We start from the raw sequence: 26,617 nt of genomic DNA on the forward strand, positions 1-26,617 counted from the left end.
GAGAGCTCTTGTGCTTCCCTGATACTTATTGCGGTTTGTCTGTTTTAATCAGATCGCCCATTGTTCGCGTAGGAGTGCCTGTAAGCTTTTTTATTTGAGAGTGGATGTGTCTCATTTAGCCAAATTAAAATCTGCCACCTCTAGAAAGGAGCTCGCTCTGATCTTGGGGTATAAGCCTAAGAGCATGACTGCGATCGTTTACAAAACGCCAACCGCCGACAAGTATGCGACGTTTGATATAGATAAGAAATCTGGTGGGAAGCGGACGATTAAAGCTCCTGCTCCCAAGCTCAAGAATCTACAGTCGCACCTTTCTCACGTGCTCTATCAATGTCTTGCAGAGATTGATAGAGCACGTGATGCAAAGCCAATTTCTTTCGGATTTCGTCAGGATCGCTCAATCACCGAAAACGCTTCACGCCATAAAAGACGGCGATGGGTGCTTAACTTAGATTTGGAAGATTTCTTCCCATCATTTAATTTCGGGCGAGTGCGAGGATTTTTCCTTAAGGATAAGGCGTTTGATCTCCATCCGGAGGTGGCGACGACAATAGCGCAGATTGCATGTGACGGAACCGCCCTGCCACAGGGAAGCCCATGTTCGCCTGTTATCTCGGAGCTGATAGCTCAGATTCTAGATATGCGCCTTGTTCGGTTGGCCAAGAAACATGGCGTAACCTATACGCGCTATGCAGACGACATTACGTTCTCCACCAGCCAGAAAGATTTCCCAGCGGGCCTAGCCCAAGTCGACGAGAGCGATCCTTCAGTGTGGCACCTCAGCGACGAACTCACGCGTAAAATCGTCACGTCGGGGTTTGCAATTAACAATGCTAAAACCCGAATGAATTTTCGCGGCAGCAGGCAAATAGTCACAGGTTTGGTGGTCAACGAGAAAGTCAACATTCGCAGCGACTATTACCGTCGCGCTCGCGCTATGTGCGACACGCTGTTTCAGACGGGTCAATATTACAAAGCTGTTATCAAACCAGATGATGCGGACGAAGAGCCGAAGCCGGAAGTCACCAGCAATCTCAACCCGCTTCAAGGCATTCTTGGACACATTTACGCAGTCACTCAAAGTGCAGAGCGCAGGGAAGTCTCTGAGCAGCGGCAGAACCCACGTGCGATCCGCAAGCTTTTCCGTCGTTTTCTTTTTTACAAGTACTGTATAGTTCTAAATGAGCCCTTGATTGTCACCGAAGGCAAGACCGATCCTGTCTACTTGCGCGAAGCTGTCAAAAGTCGTGTCAAATTTCAACCAATGCTCGGCGCGCATGGAAAGGATGGTTTCAAACACGCCGTGAGGTATTTCAATTACGGTGGCCTAGCTCATGAGGTGATGGATTTAGGTGGAGGCACCGGTGATTTAAAATCGATTCCGCTTGATTATCTGCGCAATCTTAAGCCCTCGAAAGGGACACATAAACCGTTTGCGTATAAACCGATGAAATATCCAGTAATTATTGTACTTGACAACGATGATGGCCTCGCAGCGGTAGCAAGTACTGTTAAAAAGAATTTTGGAACCGAGATCGACAAAAAATCAACCCAAGACTTTTATAATGTAATTGATAATCTCTATATCGTGAAAACTCCTGAAGATGGCTCAAAAAATACTTGCATTGAAGACATGTTTCCAAAGGAGTGGCGTGAATACAAAATTAACGGCAAGAAACTGAATACCGCCAGCAAGATTGATCCCTCAAAAGATTTAAGCAAGGAGGCTTTCGCAAAATCAGTCGTTAAGGCTAACGCAGACAAGATTGATTTCTCTGGGTTTGATCCTCTGTTAGAGCGCATTTGCAAAGCAGTCCAACACTATGCTGCTAAGTCCTGATGGTAATTCACCCCGCCGGATTGTGTCTTCAAACCTGTCAATTCGGGGCTTGGATGGCAAGGATGAGGCGTAAAGCCGTCAACGCCGCTTTAGTAAGGGCCTGTCTGCTTCAAGAGTTAAGCCGACAGGCAGCCGACGCCTACATGTAGGACATGAGCTGAGCCATTCGGGTTTCCGGAAAACGGACGGTCGGCAATAGTTCTCGTTATCCGTCGATATCCTTTCCAGACTTCTGATTGCTGCATGTGCAGCTGATCAGGAGAAAGTATCATGGAAAAGAAAACGCGTTTTCCATCGCCTACGCTGAAGGCGTCCGTGCCCTGGAATGCAGGAAAAATAGTTGGCGCCAAGCGGGCGCTCAAAGAAAAGCACGTCTGGGCAATTCGGTTCTGGCTGGGGAGCGAACAGCGTGTCAGAGACAGAGCTTTGTTTGATCTTGCTCTCGATAGCAAACTCAGAGGCTGCGATCTTGTCAGCCTTCGTATCGGCGATGTCGTTACCAGCGGTCAGGTGCGCCACCGAGCCATGGTCGTCCAACAGAAAACCCGGCGACCTGTACAATTCGAAATTACAGAAACAACGCGGGAAAGCGTGCGGGCGTGGCTGGAGCATCGAGGTGGTGGCCTGAATGAGTATGTTTTTCCAAGTCGCCTAAGCGCCAAAGCTCACCTGAGCACAAGGCAATACGCCCGGCTTCTGGATCAATGGGTTCAGGCGATAGGACTTATCCCCGGGGAATATGGAACGCATTCGCTCCGCCGGACTAAGGTTGCCATGATTTACAAACGAACCGGCAATATCCGGGCGGTGCAGATCCTGCTGGGTCATTCAAAACTGGATAGTACGGTTCGATACCTTGGGGTGGATGTAGAGGACGCTCTGGCATTGTCGGAAGCCACTGATCTCTGAAATCGAGTATGCCTCAGGAATTCTCTACCTCCTCCTTTTGTGTACATGATATGATGACACATAAGGAGGAGACCATGAGCGAGCATCTTTCAGATAACGCAGCATCCCTACAGAAAGTCGGTGTTCGGGAGTTCCGGGGGAACCTGACAGCGTATCTGCGCCAGGTCAGACAGGGTAGTACGATTCTCGTGACGTCTCATGATGAGGTTGTGGCTGAACTGCGGCCACCAGCTCCTTCCTATCGCCCCCGCCGTCAGCCAGGAGCGCTTCGAGGACGGATCAGAATGAGCGAAGATTTTGATGAGACACCACCGGACATTCTTGAGAGCATGGAACGCGACTTGTGAAGGTTCTGCTCGATACGCATGCGTTGCTGTGGTGGCTTTCGGACTCTGACCGGCTGGGTGAGAATGCACGGGAGATCATTGCAGATCCGGTCCACGATATTCTGGTGAGTATCGTGTCATTATGGGAGATTGCGGTCAAAATCCGTATCGGAAAACTGGGCGCGGATATGAACGATATTCTGGCAGCCATTCCTGCGGAATGTTTCTCGCTACTACAAATACGGCCCGAACACCTGCAGATCCTTATGTCTTTGCCTCTGCATCATCGTGATCCCTTTGATCATCTCCTGATGGCACAGGCGCAAGCTGAACACGCCACATTACTTTCGGAAGACGGACAAATGGATCATTACCCCGTCAAGCGAATACGCTGTTCGTGAAGCAGAAACTGCCGTCAGAATACGTCTCCATGTCAAGACATTCCGTCCCTCAGCGACGTTACCGTAAGCCGACATCAACGGGCAGGTTTCTGCGCGGCGACATGGTGGGAACTGAACGCACAACAGCAGGTGGAGAGGCCAGGACGGCCACCTGCTGACGCTAAACGTCACATCGTTATGATGCGATTATCATCCGGTAATGAACGCCAGGATATCTGCATTGATGACGTCTGCATGTGTCGTGTGCATGCCGTGCGGATAGCCGGGATAGATTTTCAGCGTGCTGTCCTGAAGCAGCCTGTCCTGAAGGATCGCCGCGTTCTGGTAAGGCACGACCTGATCATCATCGCCCTGTAGCACAAGCACCGGTAATGTGATGGCCTTCAGATCCTCGGTCTGATCCGTTTCGGAAAATGCCCTGATACCCTCGTAATGGGCCTTGACGCTGCCCATCATGCCCTGACGCCACCAGTTGCGGATCGTGCCTTCCGAAACCTCTGCTCCCGGGCGGTTGAAGCCGTAGAACGGTCCGCTGGCCACATCGACAAAGAACTGCGCGCGATTGGCCGCAAGCCCGGCACGCAGTCCGTTCAGGACTGCGATCGGTGCGCCTTCAGGGCTGCGGTCCGTCTGGACCATCAGGGGCGGCACGGAACTGATGAGCACGGCCTTGGCAACACGTCCCTGAGGCTGACCATATTTCGCGACATAGCGGGCAACCTGGCCCCCGCCGGTTGAATGTCCGACATGGATGGCGTTTTTCAGATCGAGATGTTCGACAACGGCCGATGTGTCCGCCGCATAATGATCCATGTCATGCCCGTCGCTCACCTGTGCCGAGCGACCATGACCGCGACGGTCATGCGCGATCACGCGAAACCCCTTGCCCAGGAAAAACAGCATCTGCGTGTCCCAGTCATCGGCGCTAAGCGGCCAGCCATGATGGAAGACGATCGGCTGGGCATCCTTCGGTCCCCAGTCCTTGTAGAAAATCTCTACGCCATCAGATGTCGTGACGAATGACATGATACGCCTCCTTGCCGATCAATAACGGGATACTGGTCAGAGCCTAACGTTGAAGGTAGCTTTAAGGTCAAGCTGTTTTCATGACCGGGGGGAGAAATCATGAAGATTGGAGAACTGGCACGGCTAAGTGGCCTGACACCGTCAAGGATCCGGTTCTATGAGCGCATTGGACTGCTGAAAACGGTTGATCGTCGGCCCAACGGATACCGGACTTATCCGCAGCAGGCCGTGATGATCCTGGGTCTCATCACAACGGCGCAGCGGGCCGGGTTTACACTGGATGAAATCCGCACCCTGCTGCCTCCTGATCTGGAACACTGGGACCATGCTACATTGATGGATGCCCTGACACGCAAGATTGCGGATATCGAAGCGCTGCAGGCACGCCTGGCCCAGAGCAGGGTGCATCTGCTCCGTCTGATCGAGGATATTCAGGCGCGCCCCGACGACATGGACTGTGCGGCCAATGCGCATCGTGTCCTGACGAACATGCTTGCGGAACAGCCTGAAGCCCTCGACGTCACGTCGGACGATATCCGCCTTCTGGATAAGACGAACCGCCGCCAGTCGGTAAGCCCTGGCCGCCGTAAAAAGATGGCCTCCCGTTAAGCCCCATCCAGAAGCGCCACCACTTTCCTTGCGGTCGCCCTGGCGGAAAAGGGGTTCTGTCCCGTCACCAGCCGTCCATCCGTCACGACATGGGACATGAACGGAAGCAGCGCCTTTTCATAGATCGCGCCCCGTGCCTTCATCTGCGCTTCTGCGTTGTAGGGGATTTCGCGCGCGACACCCGCCAGCCTCTCCTCGGTCCATGAAAATCCGGTGATTTTCCGACCGCGGACCAGAAAGGAACCGTCTGCAAGCCGGGTGTTCAGCAGTCCGCAATATCCATGACAGACAGCGGAGACAACGCCGCCCTTTTCCCATAGCGCGCGGGTGATGGCCTGAAGGCCCTCATTGCCGGGAAAATCCCACATCACACCATGACCGCCGGTGAAGTAGATCGCATCATAATCGCCCGGATTGATGTCTGCGGGGGTGGGTGTTGACGACAGCAGGGCCATTTTTGCCGGATCGGCCAGCCAGGCTTTGGTGGAGGCATCGCGCATCGGCCATTTCAATGCACGCGGATCAAGCGGAACCCTGCCGCCTTTTGGGCTGACAATGCGTTGTTCATGACCGCTGGCGGCAAATACGTCCCACGCATGCGTCAGCTCCGACAGCCATAATCCGGTCGGATGCGCGGAATTGCCGAAATGAGCAGTGTTGGTGACAACGTGAAGGATATGACGGTTCATGGCTGGCCCTTCTCATGCGGCAGCGTTTCTGACCACTATCCTGTAACGTTCAAGCCCGGTTGAAGGTCAATCTGTGGTTTGACATTAAATCTGACTTCAAGGTTAACGGTGTAAGGGCAAACCTACCTGACATCATGGAGGCAGCCTCACATGCAGACAATACTGGGCGCAAATGGTCAGATCGCCACGGAACTGGCGCGGACATTGCATCAGCATCATACGGGGGCGTTACGGCTTGTGAGCCGCAATCCCCGCAAGGTCAACGAAGACGATACGCTCATCGCGGCGAACCTGCTGGATGCAGGGCAGACGACACAGGCAGTGAAAGGCAGCCGGATCGTCTACTTTACGGCCGGCCTGCCCCCTGACAGCAAACTCTGGGAGGAACAGTTTCCCGTCATGCTGAGGAATGCCCTGCAGGGCTGCCGGATGGCGGGGGCCAGCTTTGCCTATTTCGACAATACCTATATGTATTCGCAGAACAGCCAGATCCAGACAGAGGAAACGCGCTTTGCCCCGGTTGGCCGGAAAGGACGGGTGCGCGCCGCAATGGCCACCATGGTGCTACAGGAAATGGCACGCGGAGACATTCCCGTGCTGATCGCCCGCGCACCGGAATTCTATGGCCCGGGAAAAACCCAGAGCTTCACCAACGCCCTGATCATTGACAGGCTGAAAGCAGGTAAAAGGCCTCTGGTGCCTGTTCGTGACGACACCCGCCGAACCCTTATCTGGACGCCGGATGCGAGCCGCGCGCTGGCAACGCTGGGCAATACACCGGGAGCTTTCGGGCAGACCTGGCATCTGCCGTGCTGTGACGAGCGGCCGACCTACAAGACATTTGTTACCATGGCGAGCAGGATTTTCGATCGATCCCCCGGTTATTCGGTCATTGGAAAATGGCCACTGATCATCGCAGGCATTTTTTCAAAAAAGGTGCGGGAGATCAAGGAATTGCTGCCCCGTTACGAGCAGGACAATTTCTTCGACTCAAGCAAATTCAAACACCATTTTCCCGAGTTTTCCGTGACGACATATGAAGAGGGTCTGGAACTGATCAGGCAGGAATAGAGAGGCGGATACCGCCCTCTATCGAGACGTAACGATTATGCTTCTATTTTCGTTAAAGCGGACTAAATCTACCAACAATCAAATACCTGTGCCATGAGGTCAATTTTATCAGCCAAGTCTGAAGAAATAATAGAACATTCTGTGTCAAATTTGTGTGATTTCTATCATCTATACTTCTATAAGACGATTCCGAAAGTCAAAAATTAATCTTCAATTATCCATCCATATCGTTCAGCAAGGTTGATGAGAGGGCCAAACGTACAGGTTGCTGACGTAACTGTTATGTATACGAAATTACTAGCTACAAGAGAAAATATTTGATGAAAAAAGATAGCCAACCCAACAGTTATTCCTGTTGCAAAGGTGAGCCCGTCCAGCAAATGTCGAAGAAGATTTTTAGATATTACAAATTTTTTCTTGGCGATGGAATCGGATATCACTATTAATAAGCAATATCCAATAGAACACGCAAAAAATATTAAACCTACTTGATCCTCTGTTAATGATGAAGCGCCTTGATTAATTGGATGCATTTTCTTGTACGCTCGCTTTTAACGCTTCTGATTCTAGCTTGGCTTCTTTTTCAGAGATTTCTGTAAAATGTGCAGCTGCGATTCCACTGGCGATAGCAACTGCCACGGTACCGATAATTCCCACAGGTCCAGCTAAAATAGAAGCACACGCCATGCCCGCTATACGCGGAGCTAAGGTTTCAAATCCAACGGCAGCCATGCCTGCTGCGCCAAGGCCTGCCTTGATTTTCTCCAAATTCACTATAAATTTCACTTTACCGGAATTCATGATAACGCCTCTTTTTTTATCATTACTCAACCGTCAATACGTTCATTCCAACTCTCATTTCCGCTTCGTTTAGATCAGTGACTCATATATATGCCCACAACGTCCTATTTACCATGCTTCTTTTGTTCAGAGTAAGCAGTACAGTAATTGGCATAAAAGCATCCAACTTGTATGTATGTGCCTGCAAAATCCCAATAATAAAAAATCTCTGGTGCTGATGCAACCGTTTATGAATTGTTTGGCGAGCGTCGTTAAAGCGGGATTAAGCTAGATGCAAAGATTTGCGATAAATGAGAATGCTATCGTGATTGTCGAAAGAGCAATCGAGGTCTTTCGATTGGGTAAACGACCGGTTTCCCATTCATAATTCCATAAGCCGACCTTCCGCTCTCCCCCCTTCTCGGTCATAGACCCAGCCCCCGTTTGCGCGCGAACGACCAGTCAATACCCCCATCCCCACGCATGATTCCCGACACCTCCCGCCCTCGCTGTTTTTCCAGAGACGGCGACCAAGGCACCAGTTCAAATCCCAGCCCGTCATCAATCATCGCAAACCGGCCCGACGCCAGATTGAAACGCTGGCGATAGTTACCGGTAACGGGATCGCCCTCCCCGCTCCACCGGCACAGCATCCCCGACTTCCCGGCGAGGCTCCGGCCCAGCGCGTCCAATTCCCGCTGACGCATGGTGGCGATCAGGTTCCGGGCATAACGGATACCGCCGCTGTCACGACTGGCCAGCCCCTGCTCCACCAGATGATCCGCCCGCTTTTTCATCGCCTCTTTGACCTCGGCACCGAACCCCGTAGACGCGAGGGCAAGAGGCTCACGCGCGGTCGCTTGCCGATCGAGCCAGGTCGCGCCCTCCGCCGTCACCTGCCGTTCCAGCGGGAAGTCCGAACGCACGGCCAGCGCGACACGGTCACGTCCCCCTTTGTCAGTGAAACGCCGCAATTCCACGATGGAACCGACCGCCCCATCACCAGCGGCTTCGAGGTTTGGCAGGCGGACATGATGGGTGCGTCCGTCAATCCCATCAATCACGGCATAGGCCGTGCCGCGCAGTTCATCGTCGAGGCCGCGATCGACCAGCCGACCGATGACGGAATCGGTGATGTTCTCGGCGGCCATTACCCAGGAGGACGCGGCACGATCGATCTTCTGCTCCGCTAGGCCCCGGTGGATACGCTTGATGATGTCGTTGCGCTCGCTGATCTCCCGCAGCGTCGCTTCCGCGCTCTCGTCCATCCGCCAGCGCTCCGGCCCGATCTGGTGCGCCAGCCCCATCGTTTCCAGACGGCGCAGGCGACCCAGTTTCACCGTCGCGAAGGCGTCCGGCGTTGCGCCCGGCGCGCGTCCGAGATCGATGACACCATCCTGCCCCGCGTCCCTCTGAAGCTGGCGGTCCAATTGAGTCCAGCGGTCGGCGTTCACCTGCCGCTCGACCGCCTGATGGATATCATGATCGGTGCGTGGTCCGAGTTCCAGCGTCACCAGATCCTGGGCACGGGCACGCATGCCTTCGCGGATATAATCGCGCGCGATCACCAGGTCGGTGCCATCTTCCGCGACGCCCCGGACGATAACGTGCAAATGGGGGTGCGCGGTGTTCCAGTGATCGACGGCGACCCAGTCGAGTTTCGTGCCGAGATCGGATTCCATCTGCCCCATCAGATCCCGTGCAAAAGCCCGCAGGTCCGACATCTCCGGCGCATCCTCGGGAGAGACGATAAAGCGGAAATGGTGACGGTCCCCATCGCAGCGTTCTGCGAAGTCCGAGGCACGGATATCGTCGCTGTCCTTCCCGAACAGGCGCACATCCTCGCCGTCCCGCGTCACGCCCTCCCGGCGGAGATAGCGAAGGTGTGCTGCCAGCGGTGTGGCGCGCGGCGCATGCCTCACGACGCGGGCCTTGATGACGACGCCCCGTGAGCGGCTGGTCAGCAGGCGATTGGCGGCGTGAGCGGCGGCCCTCCCACGCCCGAAACTGGAGCGACGCCCAGCACTGATTTTCCCCGCGCGGGACACCCGGCCACCGGCCCGCTGCACGGACGCCAGCACCTGCGTCACGAAGGGCCGCGCCTGCCGGGCGCGGGTGGAGCGAATACGCCCTGGCCGAACCCGGAATTCCTCGTCCCTGTTCATGAAAACTGCCCTGCACCGCGCGAAAGATCGCGTCGGATCAAAGAGATGACACCTCGACGCGAAGTGCGGAAAATCCACGCACCTCGCGACAAGACTTCAAAAACGCCGGAAAACCGCCACCCCGACCGAGCCGCGATGTGCGGCCTTTTATCCAGCCCTCCCTTTTTCTGTCCTTTTCCGGGGTTTTCGTGATTCACTTCCCCTGCGTCGAACCCACTCCGGGCACGCTGCGGACATGGTCTGCGAAGAGCATGGACGGAGTGAAAAACGCCTGCTTGGATCGTGATGAAAAAACGCCGTGAGACGATACTGAAAACGCAGTTTCGCTGCCGGAAATGAAGAGCGAAGCGGAGGTCCAGTCACGTGCCGGAGCGATGGAAAACGGGACGGAAAAATGCACGCTGAACGACGGGTCATCGATCAGCCGGGCGACAGATGCGACGTAGGAAACCGTCTCGGCAGGCAATGGCCGACCAGTCGTCAGATGATCGTCATAGCGACCAGGTCCGGCATTGTAGGCGGCGAGAAATCCCGCATCGCCATAACGGTCGTGCAGCCATCGCAGATAGGCCGCACCTGCCACGATATTGTCGTGCGGATCGAAAGGATCGGCCCCCAGATTGAGCGTGCGCCGGGCATTCTTCCATGTGTCCGGCATAAGCTGCATCAGGCCCATTGCACCGGCGCCGGAAACCGCATGTGGATCGCCGGCACTTTCGGCATGGAGGACGGCACTCACCCATGCTGGCGGGATCACGTTCCGCTCCGCCGCTTGACGCACCAGATCATCCCAATCCCGCGCATGGACAATGGTCGGCGAGAGCGACATCGCAAGCACGGCCAGCACGCCGGCGGACATGAAAAACCGGGCACTCATTCCCGGCCTCCTGGGCGTTTCACAGGGCGGTTCCAGACCAGTTGCCACTCGCGCCCGCCGCATCCGGCCTGGAACAGCGTAGCGCGGATTGGCTGCATGAAAGTGGGATCGTCCAGGAGCACAGAAACATACTCGCCGGCACGTTCCCCGGTGCGTTTCCATCCCGCGCCCAGCTCGGGGCCAGTATCCCCGTCACCCAGGTGAATACGATAATCCGGAGCGTTTTCCGCGCCATTGTTTTCCGCTGGCACGAAGGTCAGTTCAGCATCCAGCGACAGGGTGCGCACGCGTCCGGCAAATCCATCAGCGGTGCGGGTGAAAAATCCGATCTGGCTCATGAGAGAAGTCCTTTCGGGAGTATGAAAATTCAATGGCTGGCGACCATCATTGGATGGGTGGTTCACCGGGTTTCATGGGCATCATGGGCTGCACAAGAAGCGGCCGCTTCCGCATCGGCTCGGGCGGTTCCGGAAGGGGATCGAAATGCGGCGGAGGCAATTCGGCCTTGCCTGTGCGCACATGCACCGGCACCGCGCGACCGATCACTGTTTCCATCGGCAGGACACCGAAATACCGTCCGTCCAGACTGGTCGGCACGGCGGCGTTCATGACGAACACCTGCCCCGGCCCGAGATGCTGACACCCCTGCCAGACCGGCAGCTTGCGGCCGCGATGGTCGACGGGTTTCGCATCACCGACAGGTTTACCGTCGACGGTGACATGCACGCCGTTACGGCAGACACTCTGCCCCGCGAGTGCCGCGACGGGCTTGAGCAACGGCACGCCGGAAGGCAGGTAGCCGCGCGTTGCCAGAAGCGTGGCCTCGTGCTCCGGCAGGCGGATTGCGACGATATCGCCGACACGGACGGGTGTGGTGGGCTGGATGCGATACAGCCCGACCGGAACGCTGGCCGTCTCGTTCCAGACCCAGCGCGGCGTCGGATGAAACGCCAGCGAGGCACCCACACCGAGCACGGCGAAATATGTGGTGAAAGACCAGACGCGCCGGGTCATGATACGGCTCCCCTGCGCAGCCACGCATCATGGCGCTCCCGCGTGTAGGGACGTGGCTCCTGCGCCGCTGTGAGGCGGTGATGCAGGTGGCGCCAGTGATCGGGACAGGCGGCGGCGGGATCGATCCCCAGCGCCTCCACGCCATCGATCGCTTCCAGCACGCGCCGCACCTTGGGCCAGCCGCTCTGGCGCAGCAGACTCTCCCCGCCGGGACGTACAAAGGGCACGGTCTGGCAGACTTCGCCCGCCCTGACGGCGCGCACGATGTCGATGCAGGACACCACGGTGCCGAAATCGTTCGCGGCCCAGCGGATGAACGCGAACACGCTGTCAGGCGTGAAGCTCATCAGCCTGCGCCGACGATCGAGAATGCGATCCTCGACGGGATGCCCGAAGCGGACCCAGTGTTCAATGCGCTTCTCGATCCAGGTCAGTTCGACCGTGGTGAGCACATCGCCCTGCGATCGGAAAGAACACGCGGTCATGGGACACCGACCATGCGATCCGCGACCGCTTCCCGAGCCTTTTCTCGATGCCCCGACCGGGCGGCCGGAAGGGGAACCGAAAGACCGGAATCCCCTACATAATAAGTTATTATATTAGTTATATAAGTTACGGGACTGATTCCGCTTTTGAAAACAACGCACTGCGACGTTTTCTGCACCGTCAGCAACGGTATTTCCGCACCGTGAGCAATGGTATGATCCGCATCCTGACCAACGGCAGGATTCACACGGTTATCCACAGAACCGGTGGGTAATACCGTTGGCGAAATACGCAGGACTGGCTGTTTTCCGCCATAAATGACCTTGCAGTCGTAACCTGGGACGATCTGACGACGGGCAATGCCGGCGACGTCGATCACGAAATTCCGCCAGGGAGAGAGGGTGCCGGACCGCGCATGGAGATCACGAAGATTGAAACGCCACCCGTCTTTCTGCCGACCGGCATGTCGGCGCGCCAGACGGTAAAGCCACCGCTCCAGGCCGCCATAAAGGCGGAAATAGGCGGGATCGACGCTCAGGACATGAGAGCGATCACAGGCCATCTCCATGAGCCAGTCTGGCAGGGTCAGGGTCACCCCATCCTCACGGGAAATCCGGACGTCACTGATCCAGGCGAACGGCTTCTCGCGCCACTCCGGCCCCTGCCGCAGGCTGGTGGTGACGCGCGTTTCCGCCAGACGCGCGAGGGCGCCATAAAGCCGGCGATACTGGTGGGTGCCGTCAGACCATCCCAGATCCTGGAACAGCCGCCAGGGCGTGAAACGCACATGGCGCGACACCCACAGATCGTGGTTAAGGGCATCGACGATCTGCCCGGTCAGCCAGAGCAAGACATCAGCGTCGCGGATCGTCGCCATACCCAGAGGAGCCGAGGCTTCGACAACGATCTCCATCTGACGCGAACGGTAGCGAAGTGGCTCAAGGCGCGCCATGTGCCCCAGCGCGAAGAACGGGCGCCCCATCAGATCGCGGATGTCGCGGGGCCGTGCCGACCCCGTGACCACAAAACGGCGGTCGGGCTGGCGCCAGTTGTCGGCCGCCGGCATCATCGTCCGGCACTCCGCTGCCGGGCTTTGCGAGCCCTGGCCTGCAAGCGGATGATATAGGCGCGGGGATCGGACGGCATGGGAATGCCACCACCATCCCCGGTGGACAACCGGACGTTCAGATCGGCCCAGGCGCAGAGGTCTTCCACGGCATAGACGATCCGGCCGCCAAGCTGGCGGTAGAGCGGACCAGTGCCGCAACTCCGGTGCTTTTCGAGGGTGCGGATGGACAGGCCAACGAAATTGGCCGCGTCCGGGGTGCGCAGATAGCGCGGTGGCAGTGTCGGCTGGACACGCATGGGGTCTTCCTCCCGTTGGAGCGGGCCGCGTGCGGAATGTCGCGGCTCATGGGAGGACGCTGCCGGAGAATGGTCTGTGGGGAGGGATGACAAAGTTCAGGCCGACAGACTGTCACCCCCCTGCTTCAGCCCCTGAAGGAGGGCGATGTAGCCGCCGTTCTGGTAGAACGCGGCACCGTCGAGATCGCGGTAGAAAGCCCGGTGCCATGAACTGGCACGCCATTCATTGCGGGACAGATGCAGGATGCGCTCGCCGTAGATGCCTGCTGCGATCCGGCGTGTTGCCACTCCCGTGCGCCGGCCTTCGGCGATGCAGAGCATGCGAACCTGACGGAGTTTCTGCTGGGGACTCAGGCGCAGCGTAGAGGGAAGAGGACCGGGCGTCTGACCGGCAAGCAGGCGGCCGAAGCGCGCAACGCAAGCCAGACGGGTCGTGAGGTGCCTGTCATCGATGATGAACCAGGTTCCTGGTGCGTCGGGCTGTCGATCGACGACAATGACGATGCGCAGCGGGCCTGCCGCGCTGTCCAGCACGAGATGGATGCCGTCGGGACCGTCATGTCGTGCCCGCGCGTATGGCGCGAGACGGGACAGGATGTCACCCCCATCGCCACGCACGGCGACCTCCGGCGCGATGTCCGGATCCCAGAAAGCAGGGACAAGCCAGGCAGGGAGATCAGGGTCGACAGGGAAAACGCAACCCCCAACGACGGGCGAAGGCGGGCCATGCTTCGGCGTCAACCTTGCCCATCCGAATTATTGCTGCATGATCGTGTCGATAGGCCGGATTATGCCGCAGCCATTCCTGGGCGAGACCGGCAGTGTCGAGCCCGGCGAAGGCGCGACGAAGGGGTGCGGCATCCCATGGCCGGATTGTCGGCACGCCCCCTCCCCCGATATGTCATGGATTCGACCCAGTATCCGGTGCAGAACCGGAACGGGTAGTCCACAAGACTCAGGGAGGTGATCCCGAACATATCCTATAAGTTCGGGATTATTTCTATATCGGGGGGATATTGACGCCAGACGGGCCGAAAAGGTCGGTTTGCGCGACATCACGTGATGCCCGTGGCGCATCACACGAAAAGGCGCTTGGTGTTCCGTGTATTATAATACGTAGCGCGATAATACACAAATCGTTCCTATCCTGCGGATGGACATCCGAGGACTTTTCGGCGCGAACGTGAGGCGCCTGCGACGCGCCGCCGGTCTCAGCCAGGAGGCCCTGGCGGAACGGATGGGCGTGGACCGCGCCTATATCAGCTGGATCGAGACCGGGCGCCAGAACGCGACGTTACTCTCACTATGGCATGCGTCGCAGGCGCTGGGCGTGCGACCGGCGGCGTTACTGGATGAAACTCATGTTGCCGCGACCGTGACGCCAGGCAGTGAGGAACGGTAGACCGCCTGGCGGTAGGGAAAGCCCTTCCCGGCTGCGCCGGGAAGGGCCAGTGTGGGGTGGTCAGTCCCCGTTGCGCGGACGCTGGCGGCTCCAGGCCAGGTTGTAGGCACCACCTTCCTCTTCGAAGAGGCTGGCGAAGATCGGACCGGGAAGGGTCGGATCGTCCAGCTTCACGCTGAGATATTCGCGCCAGTCCGTGGTGTGCTTGATCCAGGCGGCCCCGGCTTCGAGTTTGCCGATCTGGACCCGGAAGTTGGGAACATTCTCGCTGGCCCGGTTAGCTTCGGGCACGAAGCGGACGCCCCGGATTTTCTGTGTCAGGGTGACGATCTCGCCCTCGTAACCCTCGCCGACCTTCTTGAATGAACCGATGATCATTGTCCTGTCTCCTGGCTTGTATCGGGCCGCGACCACCGTGGCCTCGATGGCCATCGACAGCCCGGAGACGACGGGCGGCGCACCTGCTTGCAGGCCGGAGCAACGCGGAGGACGGCGGCACGGAACTTTGTTGTCTCGCGAGGAATGGGCGAAGCCCAGGGGAAGAAAGTTGCGGGCCGCCGTTGCGCCATAGCCGGGCGAGGCGAAGCTGGTCTTCGGGCAGATCGGCCATATCGAGAGGCCATGGTGTGCGGCAACGTCAGCCCTGTAGAGAGACAGGGCAGTCCTTCGTGTTCCATGGCGGAGGCGCAGGGTGTCGGGGGATATTCGTTTCCAGACAACATGCAGATCGAACCGTATCCGTCGCCGGGATAACCCACTGGCTGGCACCATGTTCCCTGTCCTTCCTGCTCGACAGACCGGACGTTGACGCTAGGCCGCCAGTCACGCCGGCAGAACGACATGCGTTTTCCGCACCGAAGCTGGTCGCCGTTTTACTCCGGTTGGTACTGTGCCGGGCATCTCTCGCTGAAAGGAAGGCGCTGCCTATCCTGAACCCTGGTCCGCCCGTACTCGCGCAACGGGGACTGACCACCCCACGCTGACCTTTCTGACCTGGCCGAAACTGTGATTCTGCCACCGGGAACTTACGCAGGCTGGATGGCGCAGAGCCGTGCCCACGCGGCCCCGCCCACGCACAGCGCGCCGAACGTCGCGAAAAGGTAGGCCGGAATAGTGCCCATGTCGCCCATACCGCTGAACCCCAGCGTCATGCCGAACCCCGCCAATGCGGCTGGTAGGGCAAGCAGCGCTGACACCACAACCCGCAAAGAGGGATCGCGCGAGGAGGCGAGGATCGCCTGACCGAGTGCGAGCACCATGATCCCGGCGGCAATGCCGGCGAGAATGGCATGGGCGCCAGACATCATGGCATGGTCGTAGAGCAGAGTGCAGGCCATCGCCGCTACGAAAAGGGGCGCGGCATAGACCGCGCAGAGAAACAGCAGCCAGCACAGGAAACAGATACTGGCGAAGCCAAGGACAATACCGAGACCGAGCAGCATGGATCGCGTCCTTTCCATGAGAAGGAACACCACACACATGCCGCAACGATTCAGGAATATCCATCAAATAGACGTGGGGTTTCTGGATCTGTTTTCACGATCAGGGCAGCGCGCAGAGCGCGCCGGACTATGACCGAGGCGCCCCTGTTGGCGCCTTCCGCTCGCGCAGTGGACGCGGCGCGTTGCCCAGGCAGCGTTGCGGCCCCGGTACCAGAAACGTCCCTCTTTCCGGCCACACCATCCGCGAGCCGGCCCAGCCGGCGAGCGCCGCACGCGCCGGGCAGCAGCACCGGTCCATCGGGACCGGCGCGATTTTCCGGCCGTCCGGTGAGGCGAAGAAAGGGGGCGGCTTTAAGCCGCCACCCTCCCCGCCCCATGCCAGGCCAGCCGACGAGTTGCCGTGGCTGCGTGGTCCGGGTCCAGTTCCATCCCCAGCCAGTCGCGACCAAGATGCTGCGCCGCCACCAGTGACGAACCCGAGCCGGCGAACGGGTCCAGAACCAGGCCACCCACCGGGCAGAAGGCTTCCACCAGGGGCAGGAGTGAAGCCACCGGCTTTTGCGTCGGGTGCAGCTTGTTGCCGCTATAGGGCATGTCGATTACGTCCGGGATGGGCTTCGCGGGCGGTGTCACGTTGCCCTTCGCCAGCAGGTAGGCGCTTTCGTGTTCATACCGGAGAAAACGGGAAGAGGATGAATAGGACTTGCGAAAAACGATATGCCCGACCATGCGGAACCCGGCTGCTTTCCAGGCATCGGCGAAGAGGTCGATACGGTTCCAGCCATAGAACGAAACCGCAAACCCGCCCCATTTCAGCACACGGTGCATCTGGTTGAAAGCGGGCCGGAGCCAGCGCGCATTATCGTCATTGCGCACCTTCCGCCCGTCCCTGCCCTGATAGTTCACCAGATAAGGTGGGTCTGTCAGGATGAAATCCACCGAATTACGGGGGAGTGCGCGCATAAGCTGCACACTGTCGCCATTGAGGATGGTGTTGCGGAAATCGGTTGCCGTGTTGGCGTTGCCGGTCATAGTCTTTGCCCTTTGTTCCGCGAGGAACAGCCCCCGCTGTTCCTCTGCCTCGCGGCGAGCAGCGGGGTAGCAACGGCAAGGGCGACCGGGTCGGAGGGGGATCGCCCAATCTGCACGGAGCACAGCGCAGGAAGATTGGGGATACCGGCCCGGACGGCGCCTCAGGCGCATATCCTTGCCGGCGCGAGGGCGGAGCCATTAGCCTCTTGGGATCGACGGTTTGTTCATAATCGGGACTACCGAACAGCCGAAGCTGCCTTACTCCGGAAAACCTCTACCTGCACCTCGTCCCGGCTGGATAGAAGTGTCAAAATATAGGCTGTTATACAGATCAAGTTTCGAAATAAAAAACTGGCTTTCTCCAACCCACCGATCTCACCGTTGCAGCCAAGGAACTGAGCGCGGACGGGGCCTATTTCCGCATCCATCACTTCTCACAGCAGCTTACTTCGCCCTTCCCGCCGATGGCCGCAGTGGGTGCGAAGACCACCCGCATCAAGATCGGCACCACCGTCATCGGCATACACTATAGAGCCTGTCCTTCGTGGTCGAAAACGCGGTGACGAACAATTTCAGCTGGACGTAAGCCTAGGACCATCTGAGCAAATGATCAAAAATTAGCGGCATTTCGGCAAACAACCAACGACGAATAGATCTCATCATATACGTCACGTTTTACCGTTGATTGCAAAATTTGGTCAGTCCTCCTGGAATATCTACCCTCTATTAATTGCATACATGTTCGGCGGCCCATAAACGCTTTGCCCCTGTTCGCACCCTCATCTCGGTTATTAGAATCCTAGCTTCAAACTCAATGGTTGGCATGTATTAATTTAGCGATATCTGAGACTTCGGACAAATGTCGCATGTGCCATGGAAAGGCCTCGAGGCTGGCAGAATACTTCTAAAAAATCTTCAAATGGACTAATCGTGATGTCCAATAGGGCACATTAGATAAATCCCCCTATCTTGACCACTTTGTAAAGCCGAGGCAGCCTGCATGTGCTGCTCTTTTGGGGAGAACAGCAATCGGGGGAGCTATGACTGCTTTCAAAGCAATCTATGTGACCGGCGCGCCCGCGTCCGGGAAAAGCTCGACGATGGCGATGCTGAAGGAGCGGATTCCTGAGCTGAATGTATGGGAATATGGCGCTCGACTCACGAGTTTCCTTCAGGAGCGTGGTGCGGCACTTACTAACCAGGACGAACTTCGTTCTCTGTCAGCTGGGATGGCCACACCAGCTGACATCAACGCGCTGGACGATCAGTTGCTAGCGTGGATGAGACACAACCGCCAGACTGGTCATAGCGTCGTCGACAGTCATTCGGTAACGAAGGAAGAGTATGGATTCCGGGTCACAGCCTTCTCAGCCGAACGCTTCCGACAGCTGGCACCAGACGAAATCTGGCTATTCTACGTAGAACCCGAGATCACCAGCGAGCGGATAGCCAGGAACGCGGCGGGACGTCCAATGATTTCCTTGGAAGAGGCCCGGATTCACAACGCCTCACAGGCTTCGGTCGCCTGCACGTACGGGGTTGTGTCCGGATGCCCAGTCTATATGTTCGATACTAACGTTGATCAAGAGAAACTCGTCGATCGGCTTGCCCGGCGCCTAAAAAATAGAAATCATGCTGAGCAAGAGGAGTTCCGTAATGCGGCAGGTTGACCTAAGAGAGGCGGTCAATGCCGTGTCCGATGTCGTGCAAAATCGGCCGCGTCCGCTCCGCGAATTTGATCAAATTCATATGAAAACAGGCGACATGGTCTTACAGAGTGAGATTGTGGCGGATTGGGCCAACGGGAAGCGCCTTGCGTTCATCGGTGATGGCGACGCAGTCAGCGTATGCGTCGCCTATCTGAAAGCACGTGGAGTACTTGATTTCGGCCCGACAAAGATCACGGTCTACGATTTTGACGAGCGGACGGTGCAGGCCGTCAAACGGTTTGCTGATCGCGAGCGACTCGAGAATCTTGATGCGGTACTCTACAACTGTCTGGATGCATTCCCCGACAGCACCAAATACGATTGCTTCTATACCAACCCCCCATGGGGTGCATCGAACAAAGGCGAGAGTGTCAACGTGTTCGTCCAGCGCGGTATCGAAGCTATACGATACGACGGCGATGGCATGATCGTCATTGCAGATGACGATGAGCTGCCTTGGCCCAAGGAAGTACTTGGTAATGTCCAGGCCTACGCATCCAGCAGAGGCTTCTATGTCTCGAAAATGCAGCGGAAGCTGCACGGCTATCATCTCGATGATGCTCCAGACCTGAAGTCCTGCAATCTCTATGTGAGCGCACTTCCTGGTAATGTGACTAAAGCGGTGCCGAGCGAGGCGGTAATCGATCGGGAGCGGCTACAGCACTTCTACGGTCAGTCAAAAGGGCCTCGGGTGCGTTATGTACGTGAATGCAAGAAGCCTGACTATGGCATGGCGCCGCAGGAAGAATATAAATTTGATCTACTGGAGAAACCGGAGTGAACGAGATCATCCATCCCGGCGCCGGCCTTCTTTTCATGAAGGTGGGAACGCACGCGCAAGAGAGCTTGGCAGATATCATTGCCCGGAAACGCAAAGAAATCGACAAGGTCGGTCACACCATGTGGGGTTACGGCGGAAACACTTGCCACCCGACCTCCATGGTGCAGCCATTCGCGCGTACCTATGCAGCGCGGCGTGAGCCGATCCATCTCGTCATGGAAGAAATGGTTTCTAACCATTTTGCTGAACCGCTCTGTGCGGCGGAGTCTTCTTCCGACGGGATAAATTGGCAGACGATCCCCGAGGCAATCGAAGTGCGCGGTTCGCGCTATGCACTGGTGATTCGCGATCTCCGAGCGGTTTCATTGACGTTGCCGCTGCAGCAGACGATGGTGCCGGTCGGACCAAATACCGGGCGCCTCGGCGCTCGCTATGTCAATGGTCGCGTCGATAAGGCCTGCCTAACCGTACTGGATAAAGCCGAGCTGCTGAACGACGTGACCAAATGCGAACGTCCGATTCATCTCGTGGCTACGATGGCCGATCCTTACGCGGTATTTCTACGGAATTTTCGCCCTAAGACCGGTGACTAACATCGCACCGCTTCGCCTGCGAAGATCGTTAGTATAGCTGTCCAATCCGGCGACAATATCTTTGGCTGTTACTATAGAGGTCGCACAGGCGAAGCATGCTGTAAGAGCTTTGTCTGCCGTAGCTTCCGCACAGATGCGTCTCCGAACATCCATATGCGGGATCGTGTCGAGGATGTAAGCGAACAACTGCTCCACGCAGGCAAGCTTTCCTTCGGCGTCGACAAGGCCAATCTCGGCCATGGCAATGATCGCTCGCTTGTCGCCAGTGATGAGAAGAGGACAGCCGCGCTTCAGCAAAATGGCCACCAATTGACTCTCACCCATGTCGAATTCGAGCGCCTTATTCGTAGCCAACTCCTCCAACTCAGCCGCCATTTCAATCTCGTCAGCCGTGGGCTCTAGCAGTTGTACATGCGCCAACAACTCTTCAAGCGCGTCGACAGCGGCTTCCGGATCTGTGAGGTGACAGTTTCTGCTTAACCGTGAGCGAAGCGTAAAGCGGGCGATGCTAAGCAGAGAGGGTGCAACATCGTCAATGGTGGTGAGTGCCACCAGTTCTCCGTGACACCTGTAAGCGCACGATTTGAGGATTACGTCGTTGTCAAGCAGGACGCGTTCAGACATCGGTACCCATTACTTTACGGAGGTATTCGGCGCTATCCTGCCCAATTTCTCCCCATTCCAGTTGGGTTATGGCTTGGGCGTTGATATCGCGCCAAATCGGCCCTCCCTGCCGCTGATATATGAACTTTAAGGCCGACATAGCTTGCGGCCAGGCCCCTGTCCGATGAGCGAGACATAGGGCGAGCATTGCAGGATCAATACCTTGTTGTGGCCCGACCCGCAGCACGGCAGCTGCAAGCGTAGGCGCGTTGAAGTCGGTGGTGCTAGCGGTAATATAGGGATCTGGTCGACCTGTCAGGAGTGAAAGCGCGAACGTATCAGCTTCCTTTTCCTGGTCATCCGGATGCGTGACGGTCGCAGGATCCTTGAGATCGACGAGTGCCGGAGCGCCGATGAGGTGGTTCAGGATGATGTGACCAAGCTCATGGGCGAGGGTGAAGGCGATCGGCGCGGGATAGCGAGCATCGCGTCCAAGAAGAATAGCGTAGCGTTCGTCTACCTTCACCACCATGGCATGCATGGATTTTGCTTCGAGCGGAAACACGCGCAGATGGATGACTGGAATGCCGACACCCCAGCAGAGCGCGAGTAGTCCCCCTAGATCGACATATTGCTGACCGGCAAGAATCGCTTCCCGAATAACGAAGGCGTCAAGTCCATCAAGACTGCCATTTCGCGGAGTGGCGCGTACGAGCAGTCGCCCGATGGTCATTCCGAAACTGGTTAGTGCTGCCTGATGCGCCTCGTCCTCGGCGGAGAGATTCTTGAACTTTGCTTCGTCATTCCAAACAAATTCTACGCGTTCTCCCAAAAGCCCTCTAGGAGAAACGCCTAATCGACGTGCCAAAGCAAACCGCAGTTCGGCTCGGCCAGAGGCGTCATTAGCTAATTCGTCGCTCCACCAAGACGGCCATGCCGCCTGGATAACCTGATCACTCAGACCAGCTGCGCGCAGGCCGCGTCTCAATTTGGCGGTGTCAGGATCCAAGCTATCTCCCAATACGTTGAATTATATCCCGCCTAGCACAGTGAACTGGCGTTGTCCAAGCACGTCAAAGAAGCAGCGCCTCGGCCTTTCTGCGAACGGTGCGCGTTGTTGAACCTCGCACGCGAGAGACTAGTTCCAGCCATTCATCCGTACTCCCGTTGAACGAGGCGATATTTGCAATTGCCTTAGAGTCGAGCTCACGGGGATCGGACAAGCGAACCCAGTAGCCACCAGTCAGCCACGCAACGACATTCGCCTCATAAGCGGGTGACTGGTTTGGTTCAGCAACTTGCCTGAGCAGCGCGGTCACCTGGGATGCGCCTATGGGCGCCCCTACTCCACTCACGTTTCGAAAGGCGCCAGGATCGAACGGAACGCCCCGGATAAGTCTCAACGGCGTATCCGAGTAGCACATCAGAGCATAATGCCTCTTTTTCGCCCCTTTCGCACTTTCGCCTCGGCTCGTGACAAGAGCCGATTTTGGCAATAGACGCTCAATCCCATTCTCATCGACATATCGGCGCCAAACCACAGTACGGCTTGGAGCCATATCGACCGCCTTAGGCTTGGACTTCATGGTAGAGAAAACGATCGGGATCGGCATGCCCATGAGCGCCAGCTTGCGAATTGCGGTCGCGGGGGCATTACCTACCCCCCAGAGGAACAGTCCCTGTCCGGCCTGCCGCTCCCGCTCTTTACGGTCGATGATAGCGTCGAGAGACTGCCCTGCTTCGGACTGCATCCGCGACCAGCAGACATAAGCTTCCAAAGCAGAATTGGCGCTCTTCAGCGGCCGGGGCGAAATCGGTCTAATGAACGACATTGACTTCCTGAAAGTTCCATTGGAGGGCGAACAAAGTCCGCGTATGCCAAAAAATAAGCCTTATCACGATGGATTACCGTGGAAATAATCTATCGCTGGATGTCGACAAATTGTCCCATTTTATCCCATGAGCCAACCCCCCGGCAGCGATCCGTTTACTGACTTAGTCGGTGATGGCGTCTGAGGCGCACGGATCGACGGCGGCCCACACGGATAGCAAGACGCTGGCACCTTTGCGGTTAGCGGTCTTTGTGTGTAGGGTCACTACGACCGCAGCGCACTCCCTTCGTTGTTTCTAGTCGATGCGTCCAGCAGTACGATACAGCTTCACACGGCGTGTTCTGGCTACGCTTGTCTCATGAACTTTCTATGAGGCATATTCGCAGGTCATGAAGAAGCGTTATCCATTTGCCGACCTGACCTCCTGCGATCTCGTCATTGATGCCACTTACGAGAGCAATCGCACAGTAAAAAATGTCGCCGGCGAGCCATTAGCTCCGTTGACAGGGACTGGCAATCAGGGAGGTTTCCGGTATTGCGGCCCGAATAAAGCCCCGAAGCTAGTTGTGCTTTACAGCACCCTGGCCGAGCCGAATTGGCCGGACGCCTTGGATGAAGAGAATGGCGTGTTTGTTTACTACGGCGACAATCGGAAACCCGGTTACGAACTTCACGATCGGAAGGCAGGCCGCGGCGGCAATCAAATCCTTCGGCAGTCCTTCGAGCTGGCGCACGCTGGTCGCGAGGGTCGAATCAAGGTTCCGCCTTTTTTGGTATTCGCCAAAGGCGAGGGACGCGACGCGGTTTTCAAGGGCCTCGCCGTTCCTGGCGCAGCCCACCTTGACCCCTCCAATGATCTCGTCGCCGTTTGGAAGAGCGTCGATGGTCAACGCTTCCAAAACTACCGGGCCGTCTTTACCATCCTGAAATTAGACGTCGTCCCACGGGCCTGGATCACTGAACTTCAGAGGGGGGAAGCGCTCGGAGCGTCATGCCCGGCTGTATGGCGACAATGGATCGCGACGGGAAAAGCAACAGCGCTACGCGCCGAACGGGTGACACGCGTTCGCTCAAAAGCGCAGCAACTCGGCGATCAGCGCCAACGCGAGATCGCTGAGGCAGTTCACGCTCACTTCAGCACTCGCCCACACGCGTTCGAGCATTTTGCGGCGGACATCACTCGCTTAATGGATCCAAACGTCGTCAGCATCGACGTGACTCGTGCCAGCCGAGACGGCGGACGTGACGCCGTAGGCAAATATCGTATCGGACAGTCGCAAAACTGCGTGACCGTAGACTTTGCTATGGAAGCGAAGTGCTACAGGCCGTCGTCTGGATTGGGAGTTGATGTGATGTCACGTTTGATTTCGCGACTACGCCACAGGCAATTCGGGATGTTAATAACGACGAGCTATCTTGGCGATCAGCCGTATAAAGAAATCGTCGAAGACGAGCATCCGATTGTTGTATGTTCTGGTGGGGACTTAGCCGAACTCCTTATTTCTAAACGCGACTTATCTTCGGCAGATGCAGTTAGAACTTGGTTAGACCAGACCTATCCAGCAACGTCATTGCCCACTGATCTACAGATATTATAGGCCTGCCACGTTCAGGGGGGATGGAATCGAAGATATGGTCGCTAATCCGCCCTTCTAGAAAGATGGCGCTGCCGCGTCTTTCACACTCCGCCTTCCCCACTCGAGCCAGCGTCATACGCAAGTAATTGTGCGACGCACCTATATCCGGGACTACCCATAACTACGATTCCGTACGCTGGCACACGCGCGGGCACGACGCTCCATATTACCGTTTTCCATTGAAATAACAGTCATCTGTCCGGATCGTGTGTCTGTTTTCCTTGCCATACGGTCGGAAGAGAGCAACGATGACGGACAGACCCAGCCAGTCCATTGCCCCAGCATATCGGCCGCCAGAGCCCGAGTTGCGGCTCATCCTGCGCCCCAATGCCCCCGACCCGCGCCTGTTGGCCCTGGTCCGCCTCATCGCCCGTCGTGCGGCACGGGACTGGTTCCGGTCGCAGCAACAGGAGCAGCGCCGCCGCTCCGGACCGTAAGGGATGCCTTGTCATGAAGGTCGCGCTCTACGCCCGCTATTCGTCCGACAGCCAGCGCGACGCCTCGATCGCCGACCAGCTTCGCGTCTGCCTCGCCCACGCGGAAAAACAGGGCTGGACCATCGTCGAGGAGTATACCGACCACGCCATCTCGGGCGCGTCCCTGATGCGGCCCGGCATCCAAGCACTGATCGCCGATGCGCAGCGAGGACGGTTCCAGATCGTGCTGGCCGAGGCCATGGACCGCTTGTCCCGCGACCAGGAGGATATCGCCGGCGTCTTCAAACGCATGAACTATGCCGGCGTGCGGATCGTCACGCTCTCCGAGGGCGAAGTCTCCCATCTCCATGTCGGCCTCAAGGGCACAATGAACGCGCTGTTCCTGAAGGATCTGGCCGAGAAGACCCATCGTGGCCTGCGCGGACGCGTGGAACAGGGCAAATCCGGCGGTGGCAACGCTTATGGCTATAATGTCGTGCGCAGGCTCGACGCCAATGGGGAGCCGATCCGGGGCGACCGTACCATCAATCCAGCGGAAGCCGAGGTAGTCCGTCGTATCTTTCGCGACTTCTCAGCTGGGCTGGGACCGCGCGCCATCGCCTTCCGTCTCAACGACGAAGGCATCTCCGCACCGGGTAGCGGTGCCTGGGGTTTCTCCACCATCAACGGCAACCGGCTACGCGGCACGGGTATCCTCAATAATGAGATGTACGTGGGCAGGCTGGTATGGAACCGGCAGCGTTTCGTCAAGGATCCCGATACCGGCAAGCGCCAGGCCCGCCCCAATCCGGAAGCCGAATGGGTGATCCAGGAGGTGCCGGACCTGCGGATCGTCGACCAGGAACTATGGGACGCGGTCAAGGCGCGGCAGGCCAGCGTCAGCGCCAGCCGCGACACACGCGACACCTCATCGCCCGACCATTTCCGCGAGAAGCGCCGTCCCCGCTACCTATTCTCCGGCCTGAGCAAATGCGGCTGCTGCGGTGGCGGCTATTCCATGATCTCCGGCGCTTTGCTCGGCTGCTCGACGGCGCGCAACAAGGGCACCTGCCACAACCGGACCAATATGCGTCGCGAGGAGTTGGAGCGGCGCGTCCTCGACGCCCTGCGTCACCACCTGATGGATCCGGACCTGTTCGCCGAGTTCTGCACGGCCTTCACCACCGAGATGAACCGGCTGCGTATGGAGGCGTCCGCCGACATCGGCGCAGCGGAATCAGAATTGAAGCGGGTGGAGCGCGACATCCAGCGCCTGATGGATCTCTACCTCTCGGAAGCGATCTCGATCGCGACGGTCAAGGAGCGCGGATCCAAACTCGAAGCCCGTAAGGCGGAACTCAAGGACTTCCTCTCGACCGCCGAGGCGCCCCCGCCCCTGCTCCATCCTCAGATGGCGGAGTTCTACCACCGGCAACTCGCTCGCCTGCACGACATGCTGCATTCCGAACTGGACGAGAAGCGCCAGGAGGCGGCCGAGGTGATCCGCTCCCTGATCGAGGCCATCATTCTCACACCATCCGACAAGGGCCTCCAGATTGATGTCCGGGGCGATCTGGCCGGCATCCTGACGGTGGCGTCGGGCGGACAAACG

At 57.5% G+C, this 26,617-nt stretch carries 33 protein-coding genes; 14 read left to right on the forward strand and 19 right to left on the reverse strand.

From position 1 onward, the window contains the following. The first annotated feature begins 106 nt into the window (after positions 1–106). From GFR01_RS14405 to GFR01_RS14420, 4 genes are all read left to right on the forward strand, one after another. Positions 107–1,840 (forward strand): retron Ec67 family RNA-directed DNA polymerase/endonuclease, encoded by a 1,734-nt coding sequence (locus GFR01_RS14405; protein WP_218016666.1) that lies wholly within the window; start codon positions 107–109, stop codon positions 1,838–1,840. Between the two features lie 270 nt (positions 1,841–2,110). Next, positions 2,111–2,749, forward strand: a complete 639-nt coding sequence (locus GFR01_RS14410; RefSeq protein WP_099182978.1) for a tyrosine-type recombinase/integrase — start codon at positions 2,111–2,113, stop codon at positions 2,747–2,749. An 8-nt stretch (positions 2,750–2,757) separates the two neighbouring features. Beyond that, positions 2,758–3,096, forward strand: coding sequence for a type II toxin-antitoxin system Phd/YefM family antitoxin (locus GFR01_RS14415; protein ID WP_174694721.1), 339 nt, complete (start codon positions 2,758–2,760; stop codon positions 3,094–3,096). Continuing rightward, entirely contained in the window at positions 3,093–3,476 is a 384-nt protein-coding gene (locus tag GFR01_RS14420) for a type II toxin-antitoxin system VapC family toxin (protein WP_099182980.1), read from the forward strand. The genes GFR01_RS14415 and GFR01_RS14420 overlap by 4 nt, the downstream gene beginning before the upstream one ends. 189 nt (positions 3,477–3,665) lie before the next feature. On the opposite strand, the gene GFR01_RS14425 is transcribed toward GFR01_RS14420, so the two are convergent. Then, positions 3,666–4,502 carry an alpha/beta fold hydrolase gene (locus tag GFR01_RS14425; protein WP_099182981.1) on the reverse strand — a complete coding sequence of 279 codons (837 nt, stop codon included), beginning with the start codon at positions 4,500–4,502 and terminating at the stop codon, positions 3,666–3,668. Between the two features lie 99 nt (positions 4,503–4,601). On the opposite strand from GFR01_RS14425, the gene GFR01_RS14430 reads away from it, so the two are divergent. Then, entirely contained in the window at positions 4,602–5,111 is a 510-nt protein-coding gene (locus tag GFR01_RS14430) for a MerR family transcriptional regulator (protein WP_099182982.1), read from the forward strand. Here GFR01_RS14430 and GFR01_RS14435 read toward each other — a convergent pair. Then, positions 5,108–5,800 (reverse strand): type 1 glutamine amidotransferase domain-containing protein, encoded by a 693-nt coding sequence (locus GFR01_RS14435; RefSeq protein WP_099182983.1) that lies wholly within the window; start codon positions 5,798–5,800, stop codon positions 5,108–5,110. The genes GFR01_RS14430 and GFR01_RS14435 overlap by 4 nt on opposite strands. 150 nt (positions 5,801–5,950) lie before the next feature. Between GFR01_RS14435 and GFR01_RS14440 the strand changes: the two genes are divergently transcribed. Further along, a complete protein-coding gene (locus GFR01_RS14440; protein ID WP_099182984.1) occupies positions 5,951–6,871 on the forward strand; it encodes an SDR family oxidoreductase in 921 nt (306 codons plus the stop codon). Positions 6,872–7,390: 519 nt separating this feature from the next. On the opposite strand, the gene GFR01_RS14445 is transcribed toward GFR01_RS14440, so the two are convergent. From GFR01_RS14445 to GFR01_RS14490, 10 genes are all read right to left on the reverse strand, one after another. Next, complete coding sequence (locus GFR01_RS14445) at positions 7,391–7,672, reverse strand: hypothetical protein (RefSeq protein ID WP_145994581.1); 282 nt, start codon at positions 7,670–7,672, stop codon at positions 7,391–7,393. A gap of 404 nt (positions 7,673–8,076) precedes the next feature. After that, positions 8,077–9,816, reverse strand: a complete 1,740-nt coding sequence (locus tag GFR01_RS14450) for a relaxase/mobilization nuclease domain-containing protein (protein WP_099182986.1) — start codon at positions 9,814–9,816, stop codon at positions 8,077–8,079. Positions 9,817–10,009: 193 nt separating this feature from the next. Further along, a complete protein-coding gene (locus tag GFR01_RS14455; protein ID WP_099182987.1) occupies positions 10,010–10,693 on the reverse strand; it encodes a lytic transglycosylase domain-containing protein in 684 nt (227 codons plus the stop codon). After that, positions 10,690–11,031 (reverse strand): DUF736 domain-containing protein, encoded by a 342-nt coding sequence (locus GFR01_RS14460; RefSeq protein ID WP_099182988.1) that lies wholly within the window; start codon positions 11,029–11,031, stop codon positions 10,690–10,692. The genes GFR01_RS14455 and GFR01_RS14460 overlap by 4 nt, the downstream gene beginning before the upstream one ends. 46 nt (positions 11,032–11,077) lie before the next feature. Continuing rightward, the gene (locus GFR01_RS14465; protein ID WP_099182989.1) at positions 11,078–11,707 is read right to left on the reverse strand and encodes a S26 family signal peptidase; all 630 of its coding nucleotides are present in this window, start codon (positions 11,705–11,707) and stop codon (positions 11,078–11,080) included. After that, on the reverse strand, positions 11,704–12,192 hold the full coding sequence (locus GFR01_RS14470) for a DUF2840 domain-containing protein (RefSeq protein ID WP_099182990.1): 489 nt from the start codon (positions 12,190–12,192) through the stop codon (positions 11,704–11,706). The genes GFR01_RS14465 and GFR01_RS14470 overlap by 4 nt, the downstream gene beginning before the upstream one ends. Continuing rightward, positions 12,189–13,262 carry a replication initiator protein A gene (locus GFR01_RS14475; RefSeq protein ID WP_099182991.1) on the reverse strand — a complete coding sequence of 358 codons (1,074 nt, stop codon included), beginning with the start codon at positions 13,260–13,262 and terminating at the stop codon, positions 12,189–12,191. The genes GFR01_RS14470 and GFR01_RS14475 overlap by 4 nt, the downstream gene beginning before the upstream one ends. Continuing rightward, complete coding sequence (locus GFR01_RS14480; RefSeq protein WP_099182992.1) at positions 13,259–13,558, reverse strand: helix-turn-helix transcriptional regulator; 300 nt, start codon at positions 13,556–13,558, stop codon at positions 13,259–13,261. Before GFR01_RS14480 ends, GFR01_RS14475 begins: the two co-directional genes overlap by 4 nt. Positions 13,559–13,654: 96 nt before the next feature. Beyond that, positions 13,655–14,176 (reverse strand): DNA -binding domain-containing protein, encoded by a 522-nt coding sequence (locus tag GFR01_RS14485; RefSeq protein WP_244902315.1) that lies wholly within the window; start codon positions 14,174–14,176, stop codon positions 13,655–13,657. Between the two features lie 58 nt (positions 14,177–14,234). Further along, positions 14,235–14,441 carry a transcriptional regulator domain-containing protein gene (locus GFR01_RS14490; protein WP_099182994.1) on the reverse strand — a complete coding sequence of 69 codons (207 nt, stop codon included), beginning with the start codon at positions 14,439–14,441 and terminating at the stop codon, positions 14,235–14,237. 270 nt (positions 14,442–14,711) lie between these two features. Here GFR01_RS14490 and GFR01_RS14495 point away from each other — a divergent pair, with 270 nt between their 5' ends. Further along, entirely contained in the window at positions 14,712–14,960 is a 249-nt protein-coding gene (locus tag GFR01_RS14495; RefSeq protein WP_039906023.1) for a helix-turn-helix domain-containing protein, read from the forward strand. A 60-nt stretch (positions 14,961–15,020) separates the two neighbouring features. Here the strand turns inward: GFR01_RS14495 and GFR01_RS14500 are convergent, their stop codons facing one another. The 4 genes from GFR01_RS14500 to GFR01_RS14520 all read right to left on the reverse strand — a co-directional run bounded on the left by GFR01_RS14500 (position 15,021) and on the right by GFR01_RS14520 (position 17,374). Beyond that, on the reverse strand, positions 15,021–15,338 hold the full coding sequence (locus GFR01_RS14500; RefSeq protein ID WP_099182995.1) for a DUF736 domain-containing protein: 318 nt from the start codon (positions 15,336–15,338) through the stop codon (positions 15,021–15,023). Further along, positions 15,335–15,802 (reverse strand): hypothetical protein, encoded by a 468-nt coding sequence (locus GFR01_RS15800; protein WP_167384274.1) that lies wholly within the window; start codon positions 15,800–15,802, stop codon positions 15,335–15,337. The genes GFR01_RS14500 and GFR01_RS15800 overlap by 4 nt, the downstream gene beginning before the upstream one ends. A gap of 183 nt (positions 15,803–15,985) precedes the next feature. Next, complete coding sequence (locus GFR01_RS14510; RefSeq protein ID WP_244902316.1) at positions 15,986–16,420, reverse strand: hypothetical protein; 435 nt, start codon at positions 16,418–16,420, stop codon at positions 15,986–15,988. A 333-nt stretch (positions 16,421–16,753) separates the two neighbouring features. Further along, the gene (locus tag GFR01_RS14520; protein WP_373317601.1) at positions 16,754–17,374 is read right to left on the reverse strand and encodes a DNA methyltransferase; all 621 of its coding nucleotides are present in this window, start codon (positions 17,372–17,374) and stop codon (positions 16,754–16,756) included. A 482-nt stretch (positions 17,375–17,856) separates the two neighbouring features. Between GFR01_RS14520 and GFR01_RS16210 the strand changes: the two genes are divergently transcribed. From GFR01_RS16210 to GFR01_RS14540, 4 genes are all read left to right on the forward strand, one after another. Next, on the forward strand, positions 17,857–17,997 hold the full coding sequence (locus GFR01_RS16210; protein ID WP_408870400.1) for a hypothetical protein: 141 nt from the start codon (positions 17,857–17,859) through the stop codon (positions 17,995–17,997). Positions 17,998–18,474: 477 nt separating this feature from the next. Then, positions 18,475–19,104: an ATP-binding protein gene (locus tag GFR01_RS14530; RefSeq protein WP_099182999.1), complete on the forward strand. Its 630-nt coding sequence runs from the start codon at positions 18,475–18,477 to the stop codon at positions 19,102–19,104. Further along, positions 19,091–19,924: a bis-aminopropyl spermidine synthase family protein gene (locus tag GFR01_RS14535; RefSeq protein ID WP_099183000.1), complete on the forward strand. Its 834-nt coding sequence runs from the start codon at positions 19,091–19,093 to the stop codon at positions 19,922–19,924. The genes GFR01_RS14530 and GFR01_RS14535 overlap by 14 nt, the downstream gene beginning before the upstream one ends. Further along, the gene (locus GFR01_RS14540) at positions 19,921–20,517 is read left to right on the forward strand and encodes a hypothetical protein (RefSeq protein ID WP_099183001.1); all 597 of its coding nucleotides are present in this window, start codon (positions 19,921–19,923) and stop codon (positions 20,515–20,517) included. Before GFR01_RS14535 ends, GFR01_RS14540 begins: the two co-directional genes overlap by 4 nt. Here the strand turns inward: GFR01_RS14540 and GFR01_RS14545 are convergent. The 3 genes from GFR01_RS14545 to GFR01_RS14555 form a co-directional block, all read right to left on the reverse strand. Further along, the gene (locus GFR01_RS14545) at positions 20,485–21,069 is read right to left on the reverse strand and encodes a hypothetical protein (protein ID WP_145994582.1); all 585 of its coding nucleotides are present in this window, start codon (positions 21,067–21,069) and stop codon (positions 20,485–20,487) included. The two genes, GFR01_RS14540 and GFR01_RS14545, sit on opposite strands and share 33 nt — an antisense overlap. 64 nt (positions 21,070–21,133) lie before the next feature. Beyond that, a complete protein-coding gene (locus GFR01_RS14550; RefSeq protein WP_218016667.1) occupies positions 21,134–22,129 on the reverse strand; it encodes an ImmA/IrrE family metallo-endopeptidase in 996 nt (331 codons plus the stop codon). Positions 22,130–22,193: 64 nt separating this feature from the next. Beyond that, the gene (locus tag GFR01_RS14555; protein ID WP_099183003.1) at positions 22,194–22,952 is read right to left on the reverse strand and encodes a hypothetical protein; all 759 of its coding nucleotides are present in this window, start codon (positions 22,950–22,952) and stop codon (positions 22,194–22,196) included. A 389-nt stretch (positions 22,953–23,341) separates the two neighbouring features. On the opposite strand from GFR01_RS14555, the gene GFR01_RS14560 reads away from it, so the two are divergent. The 3 genes from GFR01_RS14560 to GFR01_RS14570 form a co-directional block, all read left to right on the forward strand. Next, the gene (locus tag GFR01_RS14560; protein WP_099183004.1) at positions 23,342–24,550 is read left to right on the forward strand and encodes a restriction endonuclease; all 1,209 of its coding nucleotides are present in this window, start codon (positions 23,342–23,344) and stop codon (positions 24,548–24,550) included. A 287-nt stretch (positions 24,551–24,837) separates the two neighbouring features. After that, the gene (locus GFR01_RS14565) at positions 24,838–25,026 is read left to right on the forward strand and encodes a hypothetical protein (RefSeq protein WP_099183005.1); all 189 of its coding nucleotides are present in this window, start codon (positions 24,838–24,840) and stop codon (positions 25,024–25,026) included. A 13-nt stretch (positions 25,027–25,039) separates the two neighbouring features. Beyond that, positions 25,040–26,617 (forward strand): recombinase family protein (locus tag GFR01_RS14570; RefSeq protein ID WP_099183006.1); only part of this gene is annotated, 1,578 nt, incomplete at its 3' end.

It is taken from the genome of Gluconobacter frateurii (assembly GCF_002723955.1).
Lineage (GTDB): Bacteria > Pseudomonadota > Alphaproteobacteria > Acetobacterales > Acetobacteraceae > Gluconobacter > Gluconobacter frateurii.